Origin of the sequence: Vibrio sp. 10N.222.51.C5 (genome assembly GCF_041474575.1) — a bacterium.
GTDB classification, from domain to species: domain Bacteria; phylum Pseudomonadota; class Gammaproteobacteria; order Enterobacterales; family Vibrionaceae; genus Vibrio; species Vibrio crassostreae_C.
Genome location: NZ_JBFRUJ010000005.1, coordinates 139015 through 160269, shown reverse-complemented (window position 1 = coordinate 160269; position 21255 = coordinate 139015). Strand labels below are relative to the sequence as shown.

The following is a 21255-nucleotide window of genomic DNA, read 5'->3' as shown; positions in this document are numbered from 1 at the left end:
GATGCTAGAGGTTAAATCAGTTAATCAATATTACGGTGAGAGCCACACGCTGTGGGATTTGGATATGCAGATCCCAGAAGGTAAATGCACGGTGCTAATGGGGCGAAATGGTGTCGGTAAAACCACCTTACTGCAATGCATTATGGGGTTGGTGAAGGTTGAAAGCGGTGACATCTCCTTATCGGGTGAGTCACTTTTGAAAACCGATGCCGAGGACCGTCCACGCCAAGGGATCGGCTATGTACCGCAAGGTCGCCAGATCTTCCCAATGCTCACTGTTCAAGAAAATCTAGAGGTCGGTTTACCGATTCGTAAAAAGGGTGACCGCAAGATCCCTGAATTCATCTTCGATATTTTTCCAGTGTTAAAAGAGATGCTACATCGTCGCGGTGGTGATTTATCGGGTGGCCAGCAGCAACAGCTAGCGATTGGGCGTGCGCTGGTGGTTAATCCAAAGCTATTGATCTTGGATGAGCCGACGGAGGGTATTCAACCCAATATTGTGCAAGAGATTGGCGACATCATTCGCATGCTCAACGAGAAAATGGGGCTCACGGTTCTGTTGGTTGAACAGAAGCTGCCGTTTGCAAGAAAGGTCGGTGACCGTTTTTGCATTATCGACCGTGGACGCCAAGTGGCAGAAGGTGAAATGACAGGGCTCGATGAGTCCTTGATAAAGGAGTACCTAACCGTATGAATTCTCTCTTTTCTCCGAATGAAGTAAGCAAGGCTTCTTTAGTAGAAGCTTTATCTTTGAATGAGACCATCGAACAAGATATTCGTGATGGTTGGCAAGCGAGTTTAAACCTCACCTTTGTCGATCGAGGTGATAAAACCGTATTAAAGAATCGTCAGCAGTCTGGTCCGCTTGCGGTGCAACGCCCCCTGTATCCTGATGGGGAAACGTGTCACACCTACTTACTCCATCCCCCCGGCGGAGTGGTAGGTGGTGACACTCTCAATATTGAAGCGACCATCGAAAGCGGTGCGCATGCGTTGATCACCACACCCGGTGCGACCAAGTTTTATCGCTCAAATAACAAGTACGCCAAGCAGAAGCAGACCCTACGAGTGAAGAAAGGTGCACGCTTGGAATGGATGCCGCAAGAGAACATCTTTTTCCCGAATGCACACGTTCGTTTAGACACTGAAATTCGCCTAGAAAAGGGTGCACAATTTTGGGGTTGGGAGATGCACTGTTTTGGACGTCCTGCACAGAATGAGGGATTCGAGCATGGTCACCTCGTTGGGAAAACAGAAATCTATCTTGATAATCAAAGGCTTCTGACTGAAGGTTTTAATTTTCACGGTGGCGATAAGTTAATGATAAATATGGGGTTACTTGATTATTCAATGATGGGAACCTTTTATATTACCTCAAATGAGAAGCAAGATTTAGAGTTGGTACAGAGCTTGCTCTTATCTATTACACAGCAAGCTTCACAGCAATCAGTTACATCAAAAACGTCGAGTGAACCCACATTAATATTGGGCGCAACTCAGATAGAAGGATTGATTGTGGTGCGAGCCTTGGGTAATTGGAGTGAAGACATCCTCCAGGCCTTTGGTCAGATATGGCAAGCAACTCGCTCTCATTTATGTGGTACGACTCCTGATTTACCAAGGATTTGGGCGACTTAGCGATTAGCCCTTTTTGTACCTAGGGTGACTTCCGACCCTAGGTACATTTTTTCAAGCTTGCTGTGATTGAATCCCACTTACTGCTCATGCGTTTTTGAGCAATAAGAAAACAACACTAACAGCGGGCGGCTAAATGGAATTAACACCAAGAGAAAAAGATAAGCTACTTATCTTCTGCGCAGGAATGCTGGCACAGCAGCGCAAACAAAAAGGCTTAAAACTCAACTATCCAGAATCTATTGCACTGATCAGCAGTGCCATTCTCGAAGGTGCCCGTGAGGGTAAAACCGTTTCAGAATTGATGGATTTTGGACGCACACTGCTTACTGTCGATGACGTTATGGAGGGGATCCCTTCCATGATCCCTGATGTACAAGTCGAAGCCACTTTTCCTGATGGCACCAAGCTGGTGACCGTTCATGAACCTATCGTGTAGGGAGAAGTAATATGGCTGGTTCCACAAAACAATACTCAGGATTCGTTCCCGGAAAAGTCGAAACCGCTCCCGGTGACATCACTCTCAATGAAGGCCGTGACACAACGTCCGTTAAGGTTCAAAACATTGGCGATCGTCCTGTTCAAATTGGCTCTCATTACCACTTCTATGAAGCAAACCCTTCGCTGATCTTTGACCGAGAAGCCACTAAAGGCTTTCGACTCAATATCCCTGCTGGTACTGCAACCCGCTTTGAGCCGGGTCAGTCGCGCAGCGTCGAGTTAGTGCGTTACGCCGGTAAGTTAGAGATCTATGGCTTCCAAGGAAAGGTGATGGGCAAGCTCTAAGCGCTCCCACGGAATAATGAAAATAACAAAGGATTGAACATGGCGACGATATCCAGACAGGCTTATGCCGAAATGTTTGGGCCAACAGTCGGTGACCGAGTGCGTCTTGCTGACACTGATTTATGGCTAGAAGTTGAAAAAGATTACACCGTATACGGCGACGAAGTGAAATTCGGCGGCGGCAAAGTTATCCGTGATGGACAAGGGCAAAGCCAACGTCCAAGTGCCGAAACTCCAGATTTGGTGATCACCAATGCGATTGTGTTGGATTACTGGGGCATCGTAAAAGCCGACGTCGCTATCAAAGATGGTCGCGTTCAGGCATTGGGCAAAGCGGGCAACCCTGATGTTCAACCGGGCGTTGATATTGTGATTGGCCCAGGCACGGAAATTTTAGCCGGCGAAGGTTCAATCCTGACTGCTGGTGGCATTGATTCACACATCCACTTTATCTGCCCGCAACAGATTGAAGAAGCATTGGCGTCAGGTGTGACAACCATGATCGGCGGTGGCACTGGACCAAACACAGGTACTAACGCGACCACATGCACACCGGGGCCTTGGAACATGCACCGCATGCTAGAGTCACTCGATCAATTCCCGATGAACTTTGGTTTGTTAGGCAAAGGCAATGCCAGTCAGCCAGAAGCACTACGTGAGCAAGTAGCGGCAGGCGCGGTGGGTTTGAAGTTACACGAAGACTGGGGAACCACTCCCGCTTCAATCGATACCTGTTTGAGTGTGGCTGACGAGATGGACGTACAAGTTGCGATTCATACCGACACTCTGAATGAATCTGGTTTTGTTGAATCGACACTTGGCGCAATCGGCGACCGCGTGATTCATACCTATCACACCGAAGGTGCGGGCGGTGGTCATGCTCCCGATATTATTCGTGCTGCAGGTGAGCCGAACGTTTTGCCTTCCTCAACCAATCCAACACGCCCTTACACCATCAATACCGTCGATGAGCACTTAGACATGTTGATGGTCTGTCATCACTTGTCACCATCGATTGCTGAAGATGTCGCGTTCGCAGAGTCACGTATCCGCCGTGAAACCATTGCCGCAGAAGACATTCTTCATGACTTAGGTGCCTTTTCGATGATCGCTTCGGACTCACAAGCAATGGGACGTGTAGGCGAGGTGATCACTCGAACTTGGCAAACTGCGCACAAGATGAAAGTTCAGCGCGGCAGCCTAAAAGAAGATTCCGACTACAGCGATAACTTCCGCCTAAGACGCTATGTCGCTAAATACACCATTAACCCTGCGATTACGCACGGTATGGCACATGAGATCGGCTCTATCGAAGCTGGAAAGCTGGCGGATCTAGTACTGTGGAAGCCTGCCTTCTTTGGCGTGAAACCAAGCGTGATTTTGAAAGGCGGCATGATCGCCATGGCGCCGATGGGTGACCCAAACGCTTCAATCCCAACACCTCAGCCAGTTCACTATCGCTCGATGTTTGGTAGCTACGGCAAGGCGTGTCAGAACACATCAATGCTGTTTGTCTCTAAAGAAGCCAAGGCGCAGAACATCGACAAGCAATTGGGTCTGCAGAGCTTGATTGGTGTTGTGAGCAACTGCCGAAACATCAGCAAAGCCGACATGAAGCTCAATGATTGGATGCCAAAAATTGAGGTCGACTCTCAGACGTATCAAGTACGCGCCGATGGTGAATTGCTAACTTGTGAGCCTGCTGAAGAACTACCAATGGCACAACGGTATTTTCTATTTTAAGAGCTCGGCTGAAGGCTCCTAATTTAAACGTTATAAATCTCACAAGGAGATTGAGGTAATAGCATGATTGAACTGACTCAACTGAATACTCAAATACAAAATGCACCGGACGGCTACTTAAGCCTGCCGATCGATAGCCGCATTAAGAGCCGTCTTAAGGTGATGCTCGATGACGGGCGCAATGCCGGACTGTTTCTACCACGAGGTCATATCTTGCGTGGTGGCGAACAACTCTCAAGTAAATGCGGTTTAGTCGTAGAAGTGAAAGCGGCACCAGAAACCGTTTCGACTGTTTACTGTGAAGACTTGCTCCTGTTAACGCGAGTGGCGTATCACCTTGGTAACCGTCATGTTCCGCTGCAAGTGGAAGCGGGTTGGGTTCGTTATCAACACGACCATGTTTTAGATGAAATGGTTGAAGGCTTAGGCGCGAAAGTGACCACTGAGAAACAACCGTTTGAACCAGAAGGCGGTGCTTATGGCGGTCGCTCTGGTGGACATCATCACCATCATTAATCGAGTCATTGATGACTCACTAAACGATTTATATAACAACGATATTAATAACAATAATACCAATCACAGTAAGTAAGTGACCAACAATAGCGCAGAAAAAAGGCTTGAGAACAAGGCATGATTTTTCGATAAGTAGTTATTCTACAATCAAAAATTATAACGCAGTTATCGAGCATTTTAGCAAGCTAGGGTGAGCAATTATTTACTACGATTGGTATAAAGCAAGGAACTCGCGATGAACTTTAAAACAGCTGCAGGCTTATGTACTTTCACACTGGCTTCTCTAACAACATCAACGATGGCTTTCGCTCACCCAGGACATGGGGCGCATTCAGTTCATGAGTCTCACTCGTTTATGTCTGGCTTAACTCACCCTGTGACTGGCATGGATCATCTGATCATGCTGATCGCTTTCGGTTTATTAATTGGCGCACTGTCATTTTCCACCAAGACAAAAGCAGCTCTGATTGGCGGTGGATTGGTGTCTTTAGTGGTAGGGCTTATCGCAGGCCAAGCCCTAGGTTTCTCTGTGATTGTTGAGCCTGCCATTATCGCTTCTCTGTTTGTCGTCAGCTTATGTTTATGGCATGTATTCTCACCATCAACCAAGCGTGTAAACAGCGTATTAGTTGCTTCGATTGCTATGTTGTTTTTCCATGGTTACGCACACGGCGTTGAAGCCGCGAGCAACCTGACTCAGTTCGCAACAGGCATGAGTATCAGTGCTTTGGCTCTGATGGTTATCGGTACTTTTGTTGGTCGCGCGGTTTACTCTAAATGGTTGTCAGTCGGCGTGGCTTCAGCAAGCGCACTATTGCTGTTAGGCGCGTAGGCTCTCGAACTTATTTGATTCTGGAAGACTGAGGGCACGATTATGACCACAACAGAAAATGTAGCCGTCTATCGTCTGTTTCAATTGATCAGTCCATCGTTGCCGATTGGTGGGTTCACTTATTCGCAAGGCTTAGAGTTAGCGGTTGAAGCGGGGTGGGTGACCGATCGCAACAGCATGGAACAGTGGCTTAATACCATCGTCAGTTCCAGTGTCGCAACTTTGGAATTACCTATCTTAGAGCGTCTTTATCACGCGCTAGAAAAGGGTGAAATCGATGAGATTGAGCATTGGTGTAACTACTTATACTCAAGCCGTGAAACCAGTGAATTGCGAGCGGAAGAAAAGCAGCGTGGGCATGCATTGAACACCTTGTTGAAGCGCTTAGATATCGATATTTCACAGGTGGACTCTGTTGATAGTCACCCAAACCAATTGTTGGGCATGTGTATGGCGGCTCAGCATTGGGGCATTGATTTAGAAAGCCTCAAGCAAGGTTACTTATGGAGCTGGCTTGAAAATATCGTTACCGCAGGCGTGAAACTGGTGCCTTTAGGTCAAACCGACGGGCAGTTGGCATTGATTAATATCACCAACACCTTTCCTGAGGTGATCGAAAAGGCCCACGCGATAGAAGATTGGATGGTAGGCAGTTTCTCGCCATCAATGGCATTAGCAAGTTCACTGCACGAAACACAATACACACGACTATTTCGTTCGTAGCGGTCAGCTCGAACGGTATAGTAAAAAGAATATAAGGAAGTAGACAATGGAAAGTTATAAGCAACCACTTCGAATTGGTATTGGCGGCCCAGTAGGATCTGGTAAAACAGCGCTGTTAGAGGTGCTATGTAAAGCTATTCGCGACAAGCTCAACATTGCCGTGGTAACCAACGACATCTACACTCAAGAAGATGCCAAGATACTTACGCGAGCAGAGGCTCTAGAACCAGATCGTATTATTGGTGTTGAAACGGGTGGCTGTCCGCACACGGCGATCCGTGAAGATGCGTCGATGAACTTAGCTGCGGTAGAAGAGCTGGCTAAGCTGCATAAGAACCTCGATGTGGTATTCGTCGAAAGTGGCGGTGATAACTTGAGTGCGACGTTCAGCCCTGAATTAGCCGATCTTACCATCTACGTGATTGATGTAGCGGAAGGGGAGAAGATCCCACGTAAAGGCGGACCGGGTATTACGCGTTCTGATCTGCTGGTTATCAATAAGATCGATTTAGCACCATATGTGGGTGCGTCACTTGAGGTGATGGAGCAAGACACACAACGCATGCGTCCAACCAAGCCATACGTGTTCACCAACCTCAAAGAGAGCCAAGGGCTAGACTTCATCATCAACTTTATTGTGACTGAAGGGATGCTAACCATGAAGGAGCCTTCTACTACTGAGTAGGGTTGGAATAGGTTAGTTTTTTGAAAGCGTTAGATACTAAAAAGCCCTGTCGATTATCGATAGGGCTTTCTGGTTTGAAACGTTAGGTCGAACTTAAAGCTCGCTCTTAGTCACTCTTGTGGTCACTTGCGACTCAATCACACCGTCTTCAACTTGAGTGGTGATCACTTCACCGACTTCGACATCGTTAATCGATGATACCGTCTTGCTCGATTCTGAATGAGTAATGCTGTAGCCACGCTTTAGGGTTGCCAGTGGACTAACGGTCTCTAACTTCTCTGCAGCCATAGCGAGCTGGTGGCGAGTGGTTAGTAATGTCTTGTCCATTGCATCCAATAGCTTTTGCTCTGAACGTTGCAGATGCAGTTTCTGTTCGCCAAGGCGTTTCACTGGCGAGTTCAATTGAAGCTGGTGCTGTTTACGTTCAACACGCTGTGCATGCTGTTTTAGGTATTGAGTCATACCACGACGCAAACGCATATCTAGGTCATCAAGCTGCTGACTCTGCTTTTGAAGTTGGTAGCTAGGGTGTTGCTTCTCTAAGCGGTATTTCAACGTTTGAGTTGATTGCGCCTGTTTGATTAACACATGACGAATCGCACTGACTAAGCGAGCACGTTTAGACGCGAAAGCTTGTTCTTTATGACTGTTATCACGGCTAACCAATTCTGCGGCAGCTGATGGCGTTGGGGCACGCATATCGGCAACGAAATCAGCGATAGTGACATCCACTTCGTGGCCAACGGCGCTGATAATCGGGATTTGGCTTGCTGCGATTGTGCGAGCTAAGATCTCGTTATTGAAGCACCATAGGTCTTCCAGTGAGCCGCCACCACGGCCGACGATTAACACATCACATTCATTGCGTTCGTTAGCGCGTCCAATCGCTTGGGCAATCTGAATCGCCGCCTCTTCGCCTTGAACCATGGTCGGGTAAACCACAACCGGTAGCGAAGGATCGCGCCTTTTTAGTACATCAAGAATATCAAACAGCGCTGCACCGGTTTTAGATGTGATAACGCCAACACGTTTTGGGTGTTCAGGAAGAGCTTGCTTACTTGATTGAGCAAACAGTCCTTCTGCGGCAAGGTTCATCTTCAGCTTTTCAAATTCTTGCTGAAGCTTGCCGTCACCCTCTGGCTGCATGCTTTCGATGATCAGTTGATAATCACCACGTGGCTCATAAAGAGACAGGCGAGCTTTGACTAGAACTTGATTACCATTCTGGGGCTTAAAGGTGACACGGCGGTTATTGCCACGAAACATGGCGCACTTAACTTGAGCGCGAGAGTCTTTAAGCGTGAGGTACCAGTGACCAGATACAGGTGCAGAGAAGTTTGAGATTTCACCAACGAGCCAGACTATTCCCATTTCGTTTTCTAATAGGAGACGAACCTCTGAGTTGAGGCGAGAAACAGTAAAGATGTTTGGATTAGTCATAGAAGCACTATCTTTCCTTGAAGGAAGGTCTTTCTTGGAATCTCACAGGGCGTGAGTATGGAAGATAGCGGCAATATAATACATAGCAAGGGGGTAAATGCAAATTAAAAGTACAAAAATGTGTAGCCAAGCGATTTCGCCGTGCGTATAATCCGTCTGCAATATCAAATCCAAATCACTTTATTATGCGAAACGATAAAGTTGGGTTTACTCCTTTTAACACCTTTGTTGTGAGATATTGCAAATGCTACGAATCGCAAAAGAAGCTTTAACTTTTGATGACGTTTTACTCGTCCCAGCACACTCAACCGTTCTTCCGAACACAGCTGATCTTCGCACTCAGTTAACGAAAAACATTTCTTTAAACATCCCAATGATCTCTGCATCGATGGATACTGTTACGGAAGCACGCCTAGCAATTGCCCTTGCGCAAGAAGGTGGTATTGGCTTTATTCATAAGAATATGTCAATCGAGCAGCAAGCTGAAATGGTTCGCCAGGTTAAAATTTACGAAGCTGGTGTGGTTTCTCACCCAGTAACTGTAAGCCCTGACGCGACAATCGCTGATGTTGTAGCCCTTACCCAAAAACACGGCTTTGCCGGTTTCCCTGTTGTTACTGAAACAAACGAACTTGTTGGTATTATTACTGGCCGTGACGTTCGCTTTGTTACTGACCTTTCTAAGAAAGTTGATGTAGTAATGACACCTAAAGCTCGCCTTGCTTCTGTTAAAGAAGGTGCAACTCGTGAAGAAGTTCAAGAGAAAATGCACGAAGCGCGTGTTGAAAAAGTTCTTGTTGTAAATGATGACTTCCAACTTACTGGAATGATCACTGCAAAAGATTTCCACAAAGCAGAACGTAAACCAAACGCTTGTAAAGATGAGCGCGGCAGCCTACGTGTAGGTGCAGCTGTTGGTGCTGGCGCTGGTAACGAAGAGCGCGTTGCTGCTCTAGTTGAAGCTGGCGTAGACGTTCTACTTATCGACTCTTCACACGGTCACTCTGAAGGCGTACTTAACCGTATCCGCGAAACTCGCGCTGCATACCCTGATCTACAAATCATCGGTGGTAACGTAGCAACTGGCGCTGGCGCTCGTGCTCTTATCGAAGCGGGTGTTAGTGCAGTTAAAGTTGGTATCGGCCCAGGTTCAATCTGTACGACTCGTATCGTTACTGGTGTTGGTGTTCCTCAAGTAACAGCAATCGCAGACGCAGCTGAAGTAGCTAACGAATACGGTATTCCAGTAATCGCAGATGGCGGTATCCGCTTCTCTGGCGATATCTGTAAAGCTATCGTTGCTGGCGCATCTTGTGTGATGGTTGGTTCAATGTTCGCGGGTACTGAAGAAGCACCGGGTGAAGTTATTCTTTACAACGGTCGTTCTTACAAGTCTTACCGTGGTATGGGTTCTCTTGGCGCTATGTCTCAAGGTTCTTCTGACCGTTACTTCCAATCTGACAACGCTGCAGACAAGCTTGTTCCAGAAGGTATTGAAGGTCGTATCGCATACAAAGGTCGTCTAAAAGAGATCGTTCACCAACAGATGGGCGGTCTACGCTCAAGCATGGGCCTAACGGGTTCTGCAACTGTTGAAGACATGCGTACTAAAGCTGAGTTTGTTCGTATCTCTGGTGCGGGAATGAAAGAATCTCACGTACACGATGTTCAAATCACGAAAGAAGCACCTAACTACCGTTTAGGTTAATAATACGTCCAAACGTTTGAATAATGTGCTGATTTAGTCGGCACATTAATATACCAATCGTAGTAAATAACTGGTCATCCTAGCTTGTTAAAAACCTCGATAACTTCGTTAGAATTTTTGATTGTAGAATAACTACTTATCAGAACTCTTTGTCGAATAGAGCAGCCTCGTTCTCAGGCTTTTTTCCTACGCTATTCCTGAACACTTACTTACTGTGATTGGTATTATATCTACCGCCTGTTTTGTTAAAAGTCCGATTGTCTCAAAACACGTGGTTAAAGATATCTAACGAAAACGTTTGCTTTATTTCTTGAAGAGTTAATCAGAGGTGAGTAAACTCACCTCCGTTTTATCACATAGCCAATAAGACTGCTTACAATGACTAAAAATATTCATGACCAACGTATTCTAATTCTAGACTTCGGTTCTCAATACACACAGCTAGTAGCTCGTCGTATTCGTGAGATCGGTGTTTACTGTGAACTTTGGAGCTGGGACGTAGAAGAAGCGGATATTCGTGAATTCAATCCAGACGGCATCATCCTATCTGGTGGTCCTGAAAGTGTAACGGAGGAGAACTCTCCACGTGCACCTCAGTACGTATTTGATTCAGGTGTTCCTGTATTCGGTATCTGCTACGGCATGCAAACTATGGCTGAGCAACTTGGCGGTAAAGTAGCAACGTCTACTGAGCGCGAGTTCGGCTACGCAGCGGTACAAGTGACTGGCGAATCTGCACTTTTCGCTGACCTTGAGTCTACTCAAGATGTTTGGATGAGCCACGGCGACAAAGTAGTTGAGATTCCAGCTGATTTCACAAAGATCGCTGAAACAGACACTTGCCCATACGCTGCAATGGCAAACGAAGAGAAGAAGTACTTCGGTGTTCAATTCCACCCAGAAGTAACACACACTAAAAACGGCCTGAAAATGCTTGAGAACTTCGTTCTTAACGTATGTGGTTGTGAAGGTCTGTGGACTTCAGCTTCAATCATTGAAGATGCAGTTGCACGTATTAAAGAACAAGTAGGTGACGACGAAGTTATCCTTGGTCTTTCTGGTGGTGTTGATTCATCTGTAGTTGCGATGCTTGCTCACCGCGCTATCGGCGACAAACTAACATGTGTATTTGTTGATAACGGCCTTCTTCGTCTAAACGAAGCTGAGCAAGTTATGGATATGTTTGGTGACCAGTTCGGCCTAAACATCATCAAAGTCGATGCAGAAGATCGTTTCCTTAAAGCTCTGGAAGGCGAAGCTGAACCAGAAGCTAAGCGTAAAATCATCGGTCACGTATTCGTAGATATCTTCGATGAAGAGTCTAAGAAACTGAAGAATGCTAAATGGCTTGCTCAGGGTACTATCTACCCAGACGTAATCGAGTCTGCTGCATCTAAGACAGGTAAAGCACACGTAATCAAATCTCACCACAACGTTGGTGGCCTTCCTGATGATATGGAAATGGGTCTTGTTGAACCTCTACGTGAGCTGTTTAAAGATGAAGTACGTAAGATCGGCCTTGAGCTTGGTCTTCCATACAACATGCTTTACCGCCACCCATTCCCGGGTCCTGGTCTAGGTGTTCGTGTTCTTGGCGAAATCAAGAAAGAGTACTGTGATCTACTGCGTCGCGCAGATGCTATTTTCATTGAAGAGCTTCACGCTGCTGACCTTTACCACAAAGTATCTCAAGCATTCACGGTATTCCTACCAGTACGTTCAGTTGGCGTAATGGGCGATGGCCGTAAGTACGATTGGGTTGTATCTCTACGTGCCGTAGAAACTATCGACTTCATGACTGCTCACTGGGCACACCTACCATACGACTTCCTAGGTAAAGTTTCTAACCGTATTATCAACGAAGTTAACGGCATTTCACGTGTTGTTTACGATATTTCTGGTAAGCCACCAGCAACTATCGAGTGGGAATAATCTCTTAGAGATTTAACCAGCTTTGATTAAGATCTTAAGCCTCGAACTCAGTTCGGGGCTTTTTTCTTTTCGATTGATTATATTGATTCATTACATTAAAGGCTTATGAGCAATACCTCGAAATCAAATGAACAATAACTAGAAACCAAATGAGTTGGAAACTAGATATCAGCTCAAGAAACCATGAGACGCTTTGTTGTGCTGAGCCATGTATCAAAAAGATCACTCGCACTTTTTATAAATTCACACAGCTACAGCTAGGCCATTCCACATGTGAAGCATACTCTTTGATGGACTTATTAAGGACAGATAAGAGAATCCATCATGTTAAAAATCAAATATTTGGCGACAGTACTGGGCTGCACATTAGCAGCGCAAAGTCATGCGTCTTTGAACATTCAACCTGATCCGCAAAACCCGAATGGTTACCTTGTTGAAAAGTCGGCTCTACAAGCTGCTGAACAAGCGAAAACATCCGATCCTATGTATGCGATCTGGTCACAGGCCCTTCAAACTCGCCCGAATACAATCGTTGAAGCGATTGAACCCGGTTCCCCCTCGAATCCTGAAAACATAAAGCGTGTAGAGCGCGTGTTCCCTCAATCTGAATGGGACTTCCTCACTCAGATGGCAGCGCCAGAATACACCTACACTCGCTTCTTACGTGCGATCGGTAAATTCCCAGCGTTCTGTGGAGAGTACACCGATGGCCGTGACTCCGATGCCATCTGTAAGAAATCCATCATCACGGCCTTTGCTCACTTTTCACAAGAGACGGGTGGGCACATCGCGATAGGCAACACCTCTGATAATCCATTAGCTCTAGAAGAGTGGCAGCAAGCGCTGGTGCATGTTCGTGAAATGGGTTGGTCTGAAGGCCAAGAAGGTTATACCACGGGTTGTGGTCAGAACGATTGGCAGAATGCACGTTGGCCATGTGCCGCGGGGCAGGGCTACTTCGGTCGTGGTGCTAAACAGCTTTCTTACCACTTTAATTACGGTGCGTTCTCGGAAGTGATGTTCGATGGCGATGCAACGGTGCTATTGAATAATCCAGGCTTGGTTGCTGATTCATGGTTGAACTTGGCTTCTGCTATCTGGTTCTTCCTTACTCCTCAAGCACCTAAACCAGCCATGCTGCATGTTATTGACCGTACTTGGACACCCTCTCAGCGCGAATTGGATGCAGGAATTGGCTATGGATTTGGTACCACAATCAACGTGATTAATGGTGGTATCGAGTGTGGTGAGCAGAACAAAGACAAAGGCCAACCCGTTAACCGTATTCGTTACTGGGAAGGGTTAGCCGCGCACTATCAAATTCCTGTAGAAGCCGATGAAGCCAATACATGTTGGCAGCAAACGCCTTACGGAAGCTTGAATCTCAACGGAGCAACGGATGTGTTGTACACCAACTGGGATGGTAACTGGAAATACTACGCAGACCGCCCAGAAGGGTATTCATTTGAGTGTGAGCTAGTGGGCTTTCAAACTGCTTATTCCGCACTGGTGGCTGGCGATTACGAGAAGTGTGTGACCAACTTTTATGGTTCTCATGCGAGTTGGCCTGAAGTGAAAGTGGTCGATAAGCTGGATCCGGTAGATCCTGGTACTGATCCGGGTGGTAATGGTTGGAGTGCGACCAAGGTTTACAACGCGGGTGACCAAGTGACTCACAACGGTGCAACCTATGAAGCGAAATGGTGGACACAAGGGGATGACCCTACCAATGGCGGCCCTTGGAAATTGATTGCTGGAGAGCCAACACCACCGGTAGTGACAGATCCATCGCCTGTTGATCCTGCTCTGGTAGACCCAACACCAGTTGAACCGCCAGTTACCGAGTCACCTGTCGTTGTTGACCCATCTGTGTTTATCACGTGGCAAGCGGGCGTTAGCCAAGTGAGTAATGGCGATAAAGTGACGCATAACGGTAAGTGCTTCGTGGCTAAAAACGGCCCAGGTGTTTGGGAAAGCCCAGTTCAGTCAAATTGGTTCTGGGATGAAATCAGTTGTAATTGATAGTCTGAATACTGAAGAGGTGGCCTAAGTTACGAGCTCAGTAGTACGACCATAGCGATATAAATAATCAAAAGCCGAAAGTTTCTACTTTCGGCTTTTTTCCGTTTCGAACTTGGCTATTTAAGCAGGGCGATTGGTCTATTTGGCTATGCTGAAGCGCATTTAAAGACTAATTATCCAGTTAGAGGATAAAGTTCTGTACAAATGGTGATTGTGAATTTATATTCAAATTTAATTTATATTTATTCTTTTATTTTAGGGTTAAGGTGTACCTATGGAACAGACAGATATCACGTCACTCATCCCCATTGTGATTACTTTGGTGTTGTCGTTGGCGACAAGGAATGTGGTGATAGGCCTTTTGCTGGTGTGCTGAGTGGTGTTGCAATGCTGACTGGCATGTTTAGCGAACTTAACCCACTTGATACGTTTGGTACCATGGTTAAAGGTTACCTAGTCCCTCAATTGACTGACAGTTACAACGCTGGCGTGATCATGCTGTTGGTATTCATCGGTGGCTTTGTTGCTCTGATGGAGAAGTCAGGTGGTGGTGTTGCGTTTGCCAAGCGTGTTACTCAATGGGTAAGCAACAAATGCCAAGCCCAATTGTCAGCATGGTTGGGTGGAATCGTGATATTTTTCTCAGACTTAGGTACTCCGTTAATTGTTGGCCCTGTTTTTCGTCCCCTTTTCGATAAACTGAAACTCTCAAGACAGAAGCTAGCATTCATCATCGACTCTACATCATCACCCGTCGCGATCCTTATCCCTTTTATCGGGTGGGGCGTGTATATCATGAGCCTGATTCAAAAAGAGTTTACGGCGTTGAATGTCAATATGTCTGATTGGGATGCGTTCATCGGTGCGATTCCTTTTCAGTTCTACGCATTCCTCGCGATTTTCATCGTTCCGCTCGTGTCCGTTAAAGGTTTAGATTTTGGGCCAATGGCAAAAGCTGAGCGTGATTGCCAGGCGGGAATTAACTCTGGCGTGAATAACGAATCACTAAATCCGTTCTCGCATAAAAATGCAAAGGCATCTTTTGTCTGGGCACCATTGTTAGTGATGCTGGTGGTGTTGTGTGCCATGCTGGTACCACAAGGTTTCCCATTCCAAAAGGTCGCAGGTTCATCGTTCAGAGCTGCTTTATCATCGGCTTACTTCTTTGCGGCGATTACCTTAATCTCGCTAATGGCTTACTACGGTGTAAGAAAGCTTTCAGATGGTGTTTCTGTGTACTTAAAAGGTATGGGAAACATGATGCCAGTCGCGATCATCTTGGTACTGGCTTGGGCATTAAGCACCGTTGGTAAAGAGTTGGGTGCAGCGGCTTATATTGCTGAGCAAGCACAGAGCGGTTTCCCTTACTGGTTAGTACCTGCGGTCGCGTTTTTATTATCGGCTATCATTTCATTCGCAACGGGATCGTCGTGGGGAACCTTCGCGATAATGATGCCATTGGTTATTCCAACCGCGATTGCGATAGATGCTCCGCTTCTCGTCGCAATTGGCGCTGTGTTGTCTGGTGGCTTGTTTGGTGACCATTGCTCACCGATTTCTGAAACCACGATTCTTTCTTCAACCGGGGCAGGGTGTGATCAGTTTGAACACTTTAAGACGCAGCTTCCTTACGCATTGATGAACGGCTCTATTGCTCTGATTAGTTTTGTAGTCGCAGGCTTTACGGGAAGTGCATTGGTTGTGTTAGGCGCTCTTGTTGCTCAGTTGATTGTCGTGACGTTGTTAGCCAAGCGCGATGCGAGTAAAAACGCTTCTTCAGACGTTCAATCTCAAGTGTCTGAATCTAAACCACAACAAGCGTAATTTAATCTGTCCAAGTAGATACGAGATTTAATGGAGTAAACAAGTCACGAAAAGCTCGCCCTATTATTACTCGTGTTTGCAATTTAGTTTCCCGCTTACTCGAATCTAAAGACTCTTTTCGTATCTCGCATCTCGTTACTCGCATCTTTTTCATAGCGCGACAGGGAATTTGTTCATTTATAGGTTCTATGAATTAATTAGCGTTGTTATGAAACTAATTTTCCATAAGATCATTTACACAATCTTAGTTTTCGATAACTGGATTACCTAGTTGTACGGTTTATAGATTAAAATTTTCTGACAACTTTTATTGTTTTTTTTTAATCAACCACTTTAATAAGGTAAATTCGCAATGTCGACCAAACTAGCTAACCCAGCGCCACTAGGCTTAATGGGTTTCGGTATGACCACTATTCTTCTTAATATCCACAACGCAGGTTTCTTTCCAATCGATTCAATGATTCTTGCTATGGGTATTTTTTACGGTGGTTTGAGCCAAGTTATCGTGGGCACAATGTGTTTCAAACGTGGTGACACGTTCGGTACAACTGCGTTTACTTCTTACGGCCTATTCTGGTTGTCTTTGGTTGGTTTAATCGTGATGCCTTACATGGGCCTACCTGCAAGCCCTGCTGCATTCATGGGTTGGTACCTATTACTATGGGGCATCTTCACAGGCTTCATGTTCATCGGTTCTCTATGCTACCCAGTGGCGAAACAAGTAGTATTCGGTTCATTAACTATCTTGTTCTTCCTACTTGCAGCTCGTGATTTCACTGGCAGCGAACTAATCGGCACTATCGCTGGTTTTGAAGGTATCTTCTGTGGCGCTTCAGCTATTTACTTTGCAATGGCACAAGTAATCAACAACGAATACGGCCGCACAGTACTGCCTATCGGTGAGAAGAAAGCACCTCAAATGGCAACACAAGAAATCGCTGCTTAATACTCTAACTCGGGAACAGTTAGTTTGTTATAAGCCATTTATTGGTTATGAATAAAACAAAAGGGGTTAGCCGAAATAGCTAACCCCTTTTTTATGCGTTATTAATAGCGCTATTTTTTTAAAGCGACCTATTTGCTAAGGAAAGCTTAAGCTGAAGGTTGCTCTACAGGTTTAGTGTCTGCAGCTTCTGCTTCAGGAGACTTGCCTGTCTTACGCTTGTACTTCTCTTCCCAGTAAGTAGCACCTTTAATGCCTAGTTTTACAGGGTTGAACGTGTACTCAGTTACGCCTTGTTTCTGCTGTTCTTCGTAGTCAGCTAGAGCTTTAAGCGCAGGCTTAGACATGAAGAAGATGATCAGAATACCAACGATGTTTAACCATGCCATCAAGCCAACACCAACATCACCCATTGCCCATGCAAGGTTCGCTGTTTTAACTGTGCCATAGAAAACGGCAGTGATAAGAACAAGCTTAAGTACGAACATCATGCCAGGGATCTTGATGGTACGACGTAGGTAAGCAATATTCGTTTCTGCGATGTAGTAGTAAGCAAGAATCGTTGTAAATGCGAAGAAGAACAGAGCAAATGCGATGAACGGCTTACCAATGCCTGGTAGTGCACTTTCAATAGCAAGCTGTGTAAATACAGGACCGTTGGCACCAATGTTTGCTGCTAGGTTCTGAACAAGGAACACACCCTCAGCGCCGCCGTGAACGTTGTAAGCACCAGTGATGATGATCATGAACGCTGTAGCAGAACATACTAGAAGAGTATCGATGTAGATAGAGAATGCTTGTACTAAACCTTGCTGAGCTGGGTGATCAACACTTGCAGCAGCTGCCGCGTGAGGACCAGTACCTTGACCTGCTTCGTTTGAGTAAACACCACGCTTAACACCCCAACCAATTGCAGCACCGAAGCCTGCCATAGGTGTGAATGCATCACCAACAATCATTGCGAAAACAGTTGGCACTTGGCTGATGTTTAGCAGAATGATAACGAACGCGATGATGATGTAAGCCAATGCCATGAAAGGAACAACGATCTGTGTGAATTTCGCAATACGTTTAACACCACCAAAGATGATGAAAGCAAGGATGATAGCAACAACAGTACCGGTGAAAATTTTAGCGAAACTGAATGTACCGACAGCTGTTTCAATCATGTCACCTGAACCAAATGCAGCTTCTACAGCATTACCAATACTGTTTGACTGAACACCTGGAAGCAAAATACCACATGCAAAAATAGTCGCGATTGCGAAGATCCATGCGTACCACTTCTGACCCATTGCTTTTTCAATGTAGTAAGCCGGACCACCACGGAACTGGCCTTCGTCTTCTTCTTTGTAGATTTGCGCTAGCGTAGATTCTGCATAAGCAGTCGCGGCGCCAAAGAAGGCTACAACCCACATCCAGAATACTGCACCTGGGCCACCGAAACCGATAGCGGCAGCAACACCAGCAATGTTACCTGTACCTACACGGCCAGATAGCGAAACGGCTAGAGCTTGGAAAGACGAGATGCCTTTTGATGAGCTTTTACCCGATAGTAGCAAGCGCCACATTTCAAAGAAGTGACGGATTTGAACAAATCGAGTCATGATGGAGTAGAACAAACCTGCACCTAAACATAGGTAGATAAGTACTGGGCTCCAGATTATTCCATTCAAAAAATCAACGAATGACTGCATGAGTATTTTCCCTGTTAGTTTTGCTTATGATTGTTTTTCGAACAACACAATACTTCACTTGTAACTCGAGTGTTAAATTATTTAACTGCCCATTAGGATTACTGTGACATAAAGCATGTTACAGGGGGTGTTTGTTAACGCTTAGTGCTAATTTGATAATCGTTCTATTTAATTACCTATGCAACTGGTTGTGTTTTTCTGGTGTTTTGCAAAGTGAATAAATAGTGATTAATACAGAAAGGGGATCTTGAGATGCGCATAAGAAACGAAATTGCGCAAAACAGCGGTTAAAGCCGCTTAGCATAAACGGCTGACATATGGATGGTGAGATAAGTAGGTTGGAATATATCACCTACATTGGGTGAGCTAGCAGGTCTAAGAGACTATGGCTTTTGAAGGTTTGATAATTGAGGCTTTAATATCTACCTAGTAAAAGTTGTTAATTTGATGCCTGTTTCAAACAACCACGAACCCTCGCGCCTGTAATTCTTTAGCGAATTCAGACTGAGTATTTGGCTCGCCATGAATCAAATGCACCTCTTTCGGTGGCGTCGCGATGCCTTCTATAAATTGGTAGAGGTCCCCTTTATCAGCATGGGCAGAATAGCCAGACATGCCATGAATTTGAGCATTAACCTCAACGTCTTTGTTATCAATATAAACCTGCATTTCCCCTTGTTGCAGCTCTCGTCCGAGCGTTCCGTGCGCTTGATAGCCAGCTAAAATTACATCGGTTCGTTTATCGGGAAGCAAGGCGGATAAGTAGTTCATTATCCTTCCACCCTGACACATCCCAGAAGCTGCGACCACAATCGCAGGTTCACCTGTCGACTTGAGGCGATTCACGATTTTCTTGTGCATTCTATGTCCATCAACGGTAATGCACTGCTCAAAAGCGAGTGGGTGGCGTTTCAGTTCAAGACGCTGCTTTGCTTCTTGTCCCCACAACTCTTTAAAACGTCGGTATGAACGCGTCACTTTTTGAGCCATCGGAGAATCGAGAATAATAGGAATATCGCTACTGAGTTGATGCTCAAAGATCAGGTGTTCGATATCAAACAGCAATTCCTGCGTTCTGCCGATACTAAATGCCGGAATTAGAATAACGCCACCGTCGAGCAGTGAACGATCAATGATTGCTTTGAGACGCTCAGCTCGCGTAGCAATATCATCATGTGTACTGGTGCCATAAGTGGATTCGATAAACAGATAGTCGGCTTGTCGTGGTGGCTTAGGATCGGGCAGTAGTGGTGTGTTACTTGGGCCTAAATCGCCAGAGAAGACTACCACCTCTTGGTTGGGTAACTTAATCTCGATATAGGCAGAACCTAAGATGTGCCCCGCAGGTTGAAAGCGAGCATACAGAGTATTTGGCCTATCATGATCCTTTCCGTTGTTTTGCTGTTTAGACGTGATTGGAAACCATTCCCCGTAAGGCTTGGGAGCAATTAACGAATGAATCTTTTTGAGTATCAGCTTCGACTGTTTATTGCTGAGTCCTTGCAGCTTTAAGCCATCCTCAATCATTAAAGGGGCAAGTTCAGCGGTGGCTTGCGTGCAATAAATCGGTTGGTTAAACCCACTGGCGAGTAACCAAGGTAATCGGCCAATATGATCAATGTGAGTATGGGTCAGCAGCAGAGCGTTGAGGTGAGATGTTTCAAATTCAATATCAAGAGGGCGAGTGTCCGCACCTTGAAGCTTTTTACCTTGAAGATCTAAACCTTGAAAAAGGCCACAATCGATGAGCACCGCTTGGCCTGAATCTCTTAATTCGTGACAAGATCCTGTGACAGTATGTTTGCCACCATGGTGAATCACTTCCATCGTTTGCTCCCATTGCTCTATAAAGCCGTTAACGCCTGTTTTTATTTTGCGGATAAGCGCCAGCAAGTAAAACAAGAACAATGAGAGTTGCGATCGTTGAGTGTCTTTTTAAGTAACTGAGCGATGACTCAGTGGTTTCGTTGCGAGTTAGTTCGTAGAAGAACGGTCTGAATCCAACTCTGGTTTTTGCTGCGCCTCTAAACGAGCCACTTCGGCATCAAGCTCTGCTATTTTCTCTGCCATGAGTGCGTGACAGCGATTGGCCAGCTCTCTTGCGTCGCTAAGCTTGTATCCGGATACATCGATAGGTTCCAGCATCTCGGTGATCACAATGCCATTATTGGCTCGATTCAAGTCGATCTTATTGTGCGTGGTGCTGGTACACATCGGGGTGATAGGCACACCAGCTTCGATTGCCATTCGGAAAGCGCCCGTTTTGAATGGCAATAGTCCACGCCCTTTACTACGGGTTCCTTCCGGGTAAACCCAAACAGACAGATCTCTCTGATGAATCGCTTCCGCCACTTGCTTGATGGTATCGCGTGCTTTGGACTTATCTTCGCGGTTAATCATGATGTTACCGGTGATCCAATACAGCAGGCCAAAGAAAGGCACGTACAACAAATCGCGCTTGCCCAATGAAACGGTGCGTGGTCTTAGCATTCCTGGATCGGTCACAAAATCCAATATGCTTTGGTGGTTAGAGATGTAGACGCTGTTTTCTGGTGTCGGGGCATTGTCTAGGCCGCGTTGCACCAGTTTTACACCGATGATCTTTTGGAGTTGGTTGAACCAACGACAGAAAACGTACACATGCTTGGGGTTCTTGGGGCTAAACAAGCAGTAAACAAAAGCACATAGAGTGGTGAAAATAATAAACACCGTAGCCAAAATAATACGAAGAACAGCAAGCACAATTCACTCCTTACTCACCGCAGA

At 45.9% G+C, this 21255-nt stretch carries 17 protein-coding genes and 1 pseudogene; 14 read left to right on the top strand and 4 right to left on the bottom strand.

Translation table 11 applies throughout. The features are described from left to right. Window position 1 precedes the first annotated feature (1 nt). The 9 genes from urtE (at window position 2) to ureG (ending at window position 6923) form a co-directional block, all read left to right on the top strand. A complete protein-coding gene (urtE, locus tag AB4558_RS01400) occupies window positions 2–697 on the top strand; it encodes an urea ABC transporter ATP-binding subunit UrtE (protein WP_017062505.1) in 696 nt (231 codons plus the stop codon). Continuing rightward, on the top strand, window positions 694–1641 hold the full coding sequence (locus AB4558_RS01395; RefSeq protein ID WP_372157767.1) for an urease accessory protein UreD: 948 nt from the start codon (window positions 694–696) through the stop codon (window positions 1639–1641). The genes urtE and AB4558_RS01395 overlap by 4 nt, the downstream gene beginning before the upstream one ends. Window positions 1642–1774: 133 nt before the next feature. Beyond that, complete coding sequence (gene ureA / locus AB4558_RS01390; protein WP_004735119.1) at window positions 1775–2077, top strand: urease subunit gamma; 303 nt, start codon at window positions 1775–1777, stop codon at window positions 2075–2077. 11 nt (window positions 2078–2088) lie between these two features. Further along, window positions 2089–2424, top strand: a complete 336-nt coding sequence (locus AB4558_RS01385; protein ID WP_004735120.1) for an urease subunit beta — start codon at window positions 2089–2091, stop codon at window positions 2422–2424. Window positions 2425–2463: 39 nt separating this feature from the next. Next, window positions 2464–4167: an urease subunit alpha gene (gene ureC / locus AB4558_RS01380; protein ID WP_371725301.1), complete on the top strand. Its 1704-nt coding sequence runs from the start codon at window positions 2464–2466 to the stop codon at window positions 4165–4167. Between the two features lie 63 nt (window positions 4168–4230). Next, entirely contained in the window at window positions 4231–4683 is a 453-nt protein-coding gene (ureE, locus tag AB4558_RS01375) for an urease accessory protein UreE (RefSeq protein ID WP_017062501.1), read from the top strand. A 235-nt stretch (window positions 4684–4918) separates the two neighbouring features. Continuing rightward, entirely contained in the window at window positions 4919–5515 is a 597-nt protein-coding gene (locus AB4558_RS01370; RefSeq protein WP_372125478.1) for a HupE/UreJ family protein, read from the top strand. Window positions 5516–5557: 42 nt separating this feature from the next. Next, window positions 5558–6238 carry an urease accessory protein UreF gene (locus AB4558_RS01365; RefSeq protein WP_372157763.1) on the top strand — a complete coding sequence of 227 codons (681 nt, stop codon included), beginning with the start codon at window positions 5558–5560 and terminating at the stop codon, window positions 6236–6238. Between the two features lie 46 nt (window positions 6239–6284). After that, complete coding sequence (ureG, locus tag AB4558_RS01360) at window positions 6285–6923, top strand: urease accessory protein UreG (RefSeq protein WP_017062498.1); 639 nt, start codon at window positions 6285–6287, stop codon at window positions 6921–6923. Window positions 6924–7016: 93 nt separating this feature from the next. On the opposite strand, the gene xseA is transcribed toward ureG, so the two are convergent. Further along, complete coding sequence (gene xseA / locus AB4558_RS01355) at window positions 7017–8363, bottom strand: exodeoxyribonuclease VII large subunit (RefSeq protein ID WP_372157760.1); 1347 nt, start codon at window positions 8361–8363, stop codon at window positions 7017–7019. A gap of 244 nt (window positions 8364–8607) precedes the next feature. Here xseA and guaB point away from each other — a divergent pair, with 244 nt between their 5' ends. From guaB to AB4558_RS01330, 5 genes and pseudogenes are all read left to right on the top strand, one after another. Continuing rightward, a complete protein-coding gene (gene guaB / locus AB4558_RS01350; protein ID WP_017062496.1) occupies window positions 8608–10071 on the top strand; it encodes an IMP dehydrogenase in 1464 nt (487 codons plus the stop codon). A 378-nt stretch (window positions 10072–10449) separates the two neighbouring features. Then, the gene (guaA, locus tag AB4558_RS01345; protein WP_372157757.1) at window positions 10450–12003 is read left to right on the top strand and encodes a glutamine-hydrolyzing GMP synthase; all 1554 of its coding nucleotides are present in this window, start codon (window positions 10450–10452) and stop codon (window positions 12001–12003) included. 324 nt (window positions 12004–12327) lie between these two features. Continuing rightward, window positions 12328–14025, top strand: a complete 1698-nt coding sequence (locus tag AB4558_RS01340) for a glycoside hydrolase family 19 protein (protein WP_372157754.1) — start codon at window positions 12328–12330, stop codon at window positions 14023–14025. A gap of 274 nt (window positions 14026–14299) precedes the next feature. Continuing rightward, a pseudogene (locus tag AB4558_RS01335) lies at window positions 14300–15849 on the top strand (Na+/H+ antiporter NhaC family protein). Window positions 15850–16201: 352 nt separating this feature from the next. Further along, complete coding sequence (locus AB4558_RS01330) at window positions 16202–16795, top strand: acetate uptake transporter (protein WP_010440610.1); 594 nt, start codon at window positions 16202–16204, stop codon at window positions 16793–16795. A gap of 146 nt (window positions 16796–16941) precedes the next feature. On the opposite strand, the gene AB4558_RS01325 is transcribed toward AB4558_RS01330, so the two are convergent. From AB4558_RS01325 to AB4558_RS01315, 3 genes are all read right to left on the bottom strand, one after another. Beyond that, window positions 16942–18489 carry an alanine/glycine:cation symporter family protein gene (locus tag AB4558_RS01325; protein WP_372157751.1) on the bottom strand — a complete coding sequence of 516 codons (1548 nt, stop codon included), beginning with the start codon at window positions 18487–18489 and terminating at the stop codon, window positions 16942–16944. Window positions 18490–18945: 456 nt separating this feature from the next. Beyond that, entirely contained in the window at window positions 18946–20316 is a 1371-nt protein-coding gene (locus AB4558_RS01320) for an MBL fold metallo-hydrolase (protein ID WP_136974080.1), read from the bottom strand. A 147-nt stretch (window positions 20317–20463) separates the two neighbouring features. Next, a complete protein-coding gene (locus AB4558_RS01315) occupies window positions 20464–21231 on the bottom strand; it encodes a 1-acylglycerol-3-phosphate O-acyltransferase (RefSeq protein ID WP_017065917.1) in 768 nt (255 codons plus the stop codon). Window positions 21232–21255 lie beyond the last annotated feature (24 nt).

Bases quoted from the DNA above. Each gene is read 5' to 3' on its own strand.
- urtE (WP_017062505.1), top strand. From the start codon at position 2: ATGCTAGAGGTTAAATCAGTTAATCAATATTACGGTGAGAGCCACACG.
- AB4558_RS01395 (WP_372157767.1), top strand. From the start codon at position 694: ATGAATTCTCTCTTTTCTCCGAATGAAGTAAGCAAGGCTTCTTTAGTA.
- ureA (WP_004735119.1), top strand. From the start codon at position 1,775: ATGGAATTAACACCAAGAGAAAAAGATAAGCTACTTATCTTCTGCGCA.
- AB4558_RS01385 (WP_004735120.1), top strand. From the start codon at position 2,089: ATGGCTGGTTCCACAAAACAATACTCAGGATTCGTTCCCGGAAAAGTC.
- ureC (WP_371725301.1), top strand. From the start codon at position 2,464: ATGGCGACGATATCCAGACAGGCTTATGCCGAAATGTTTGGGCCAACA.
- ureE (WP_017062501.1), top strand. From the start codon at position 4,231: ATGATTGAACTGACTCAACTGAATACTCAAATACAAAATGCACCGGAC.
- AB4558_RS01370 (WP_372125478.1), top strand. From the start codon at position 4,919: ATGAACTTTAAAACAGCTGCAGGCTTATGTACTTTCACACTGGCTTCT.
- AB4558_RS01365 (WP_372157763.1), top strand. From the start codon at position 5,558: ATGACCACAACAGAAAATGTAGCCGTCTATCGTCTGTTTCAATTGATC.
- ureG (WP_017062498.1), top strand. From the start codon at position 6,285: ATGGAAAGTTATAAGCAACCACTTCGAATTGGTATTGGCGGCCCAGTA.
- xseA (WP_372157760.1), bottom strand. From the start codon at position 8,363: ATGACTAATCCAAACATCTTTACTGTTTCTCGCCTCAACTCAGAGGTT.
- guaB (WP_017062496.1), top strand. From the start codon at position 8,608: ATGCTACGAATCGCAAAAGAAGCTTTAACTTTTGATGACGTTTTACTC.
- guaA (WP_372157757.1), top strand. From the start codon at position 10,450: ATGACTAAAAATATTCATGACCAACGTATTCTAATTCTAGACTTCGGT.
- AB4558_RS01340 (WP_372157754.1), top strand. From the start codon at position 12,328: ATGTTAAAAATCAAATATTTGGCGACAGTACTGGGCTGCACATTAGCA.
- AB4558_RS01330 (WP_010440610.1), top strand. From the start codon at position 16,202: ATGTCGACCAAACTAGCTAACCCAGCGCCACTAGGCTTAATGGGTTTC.
- AB4558_RS01325 (WP_372157751.1), bottom strand. From the start codon at position 18,489: ATGCAGTCATTCGTTGATTTTTTGAATGGAATAATCTGGAGCCCAGTA.
- AB4558_RS01320 (WP_136974080.1), bottom strand. From the start codon at position 20,316: ATGGAAGTGATTCACCATGGTGGCAAACATACTGTCACAGGATCTTGT.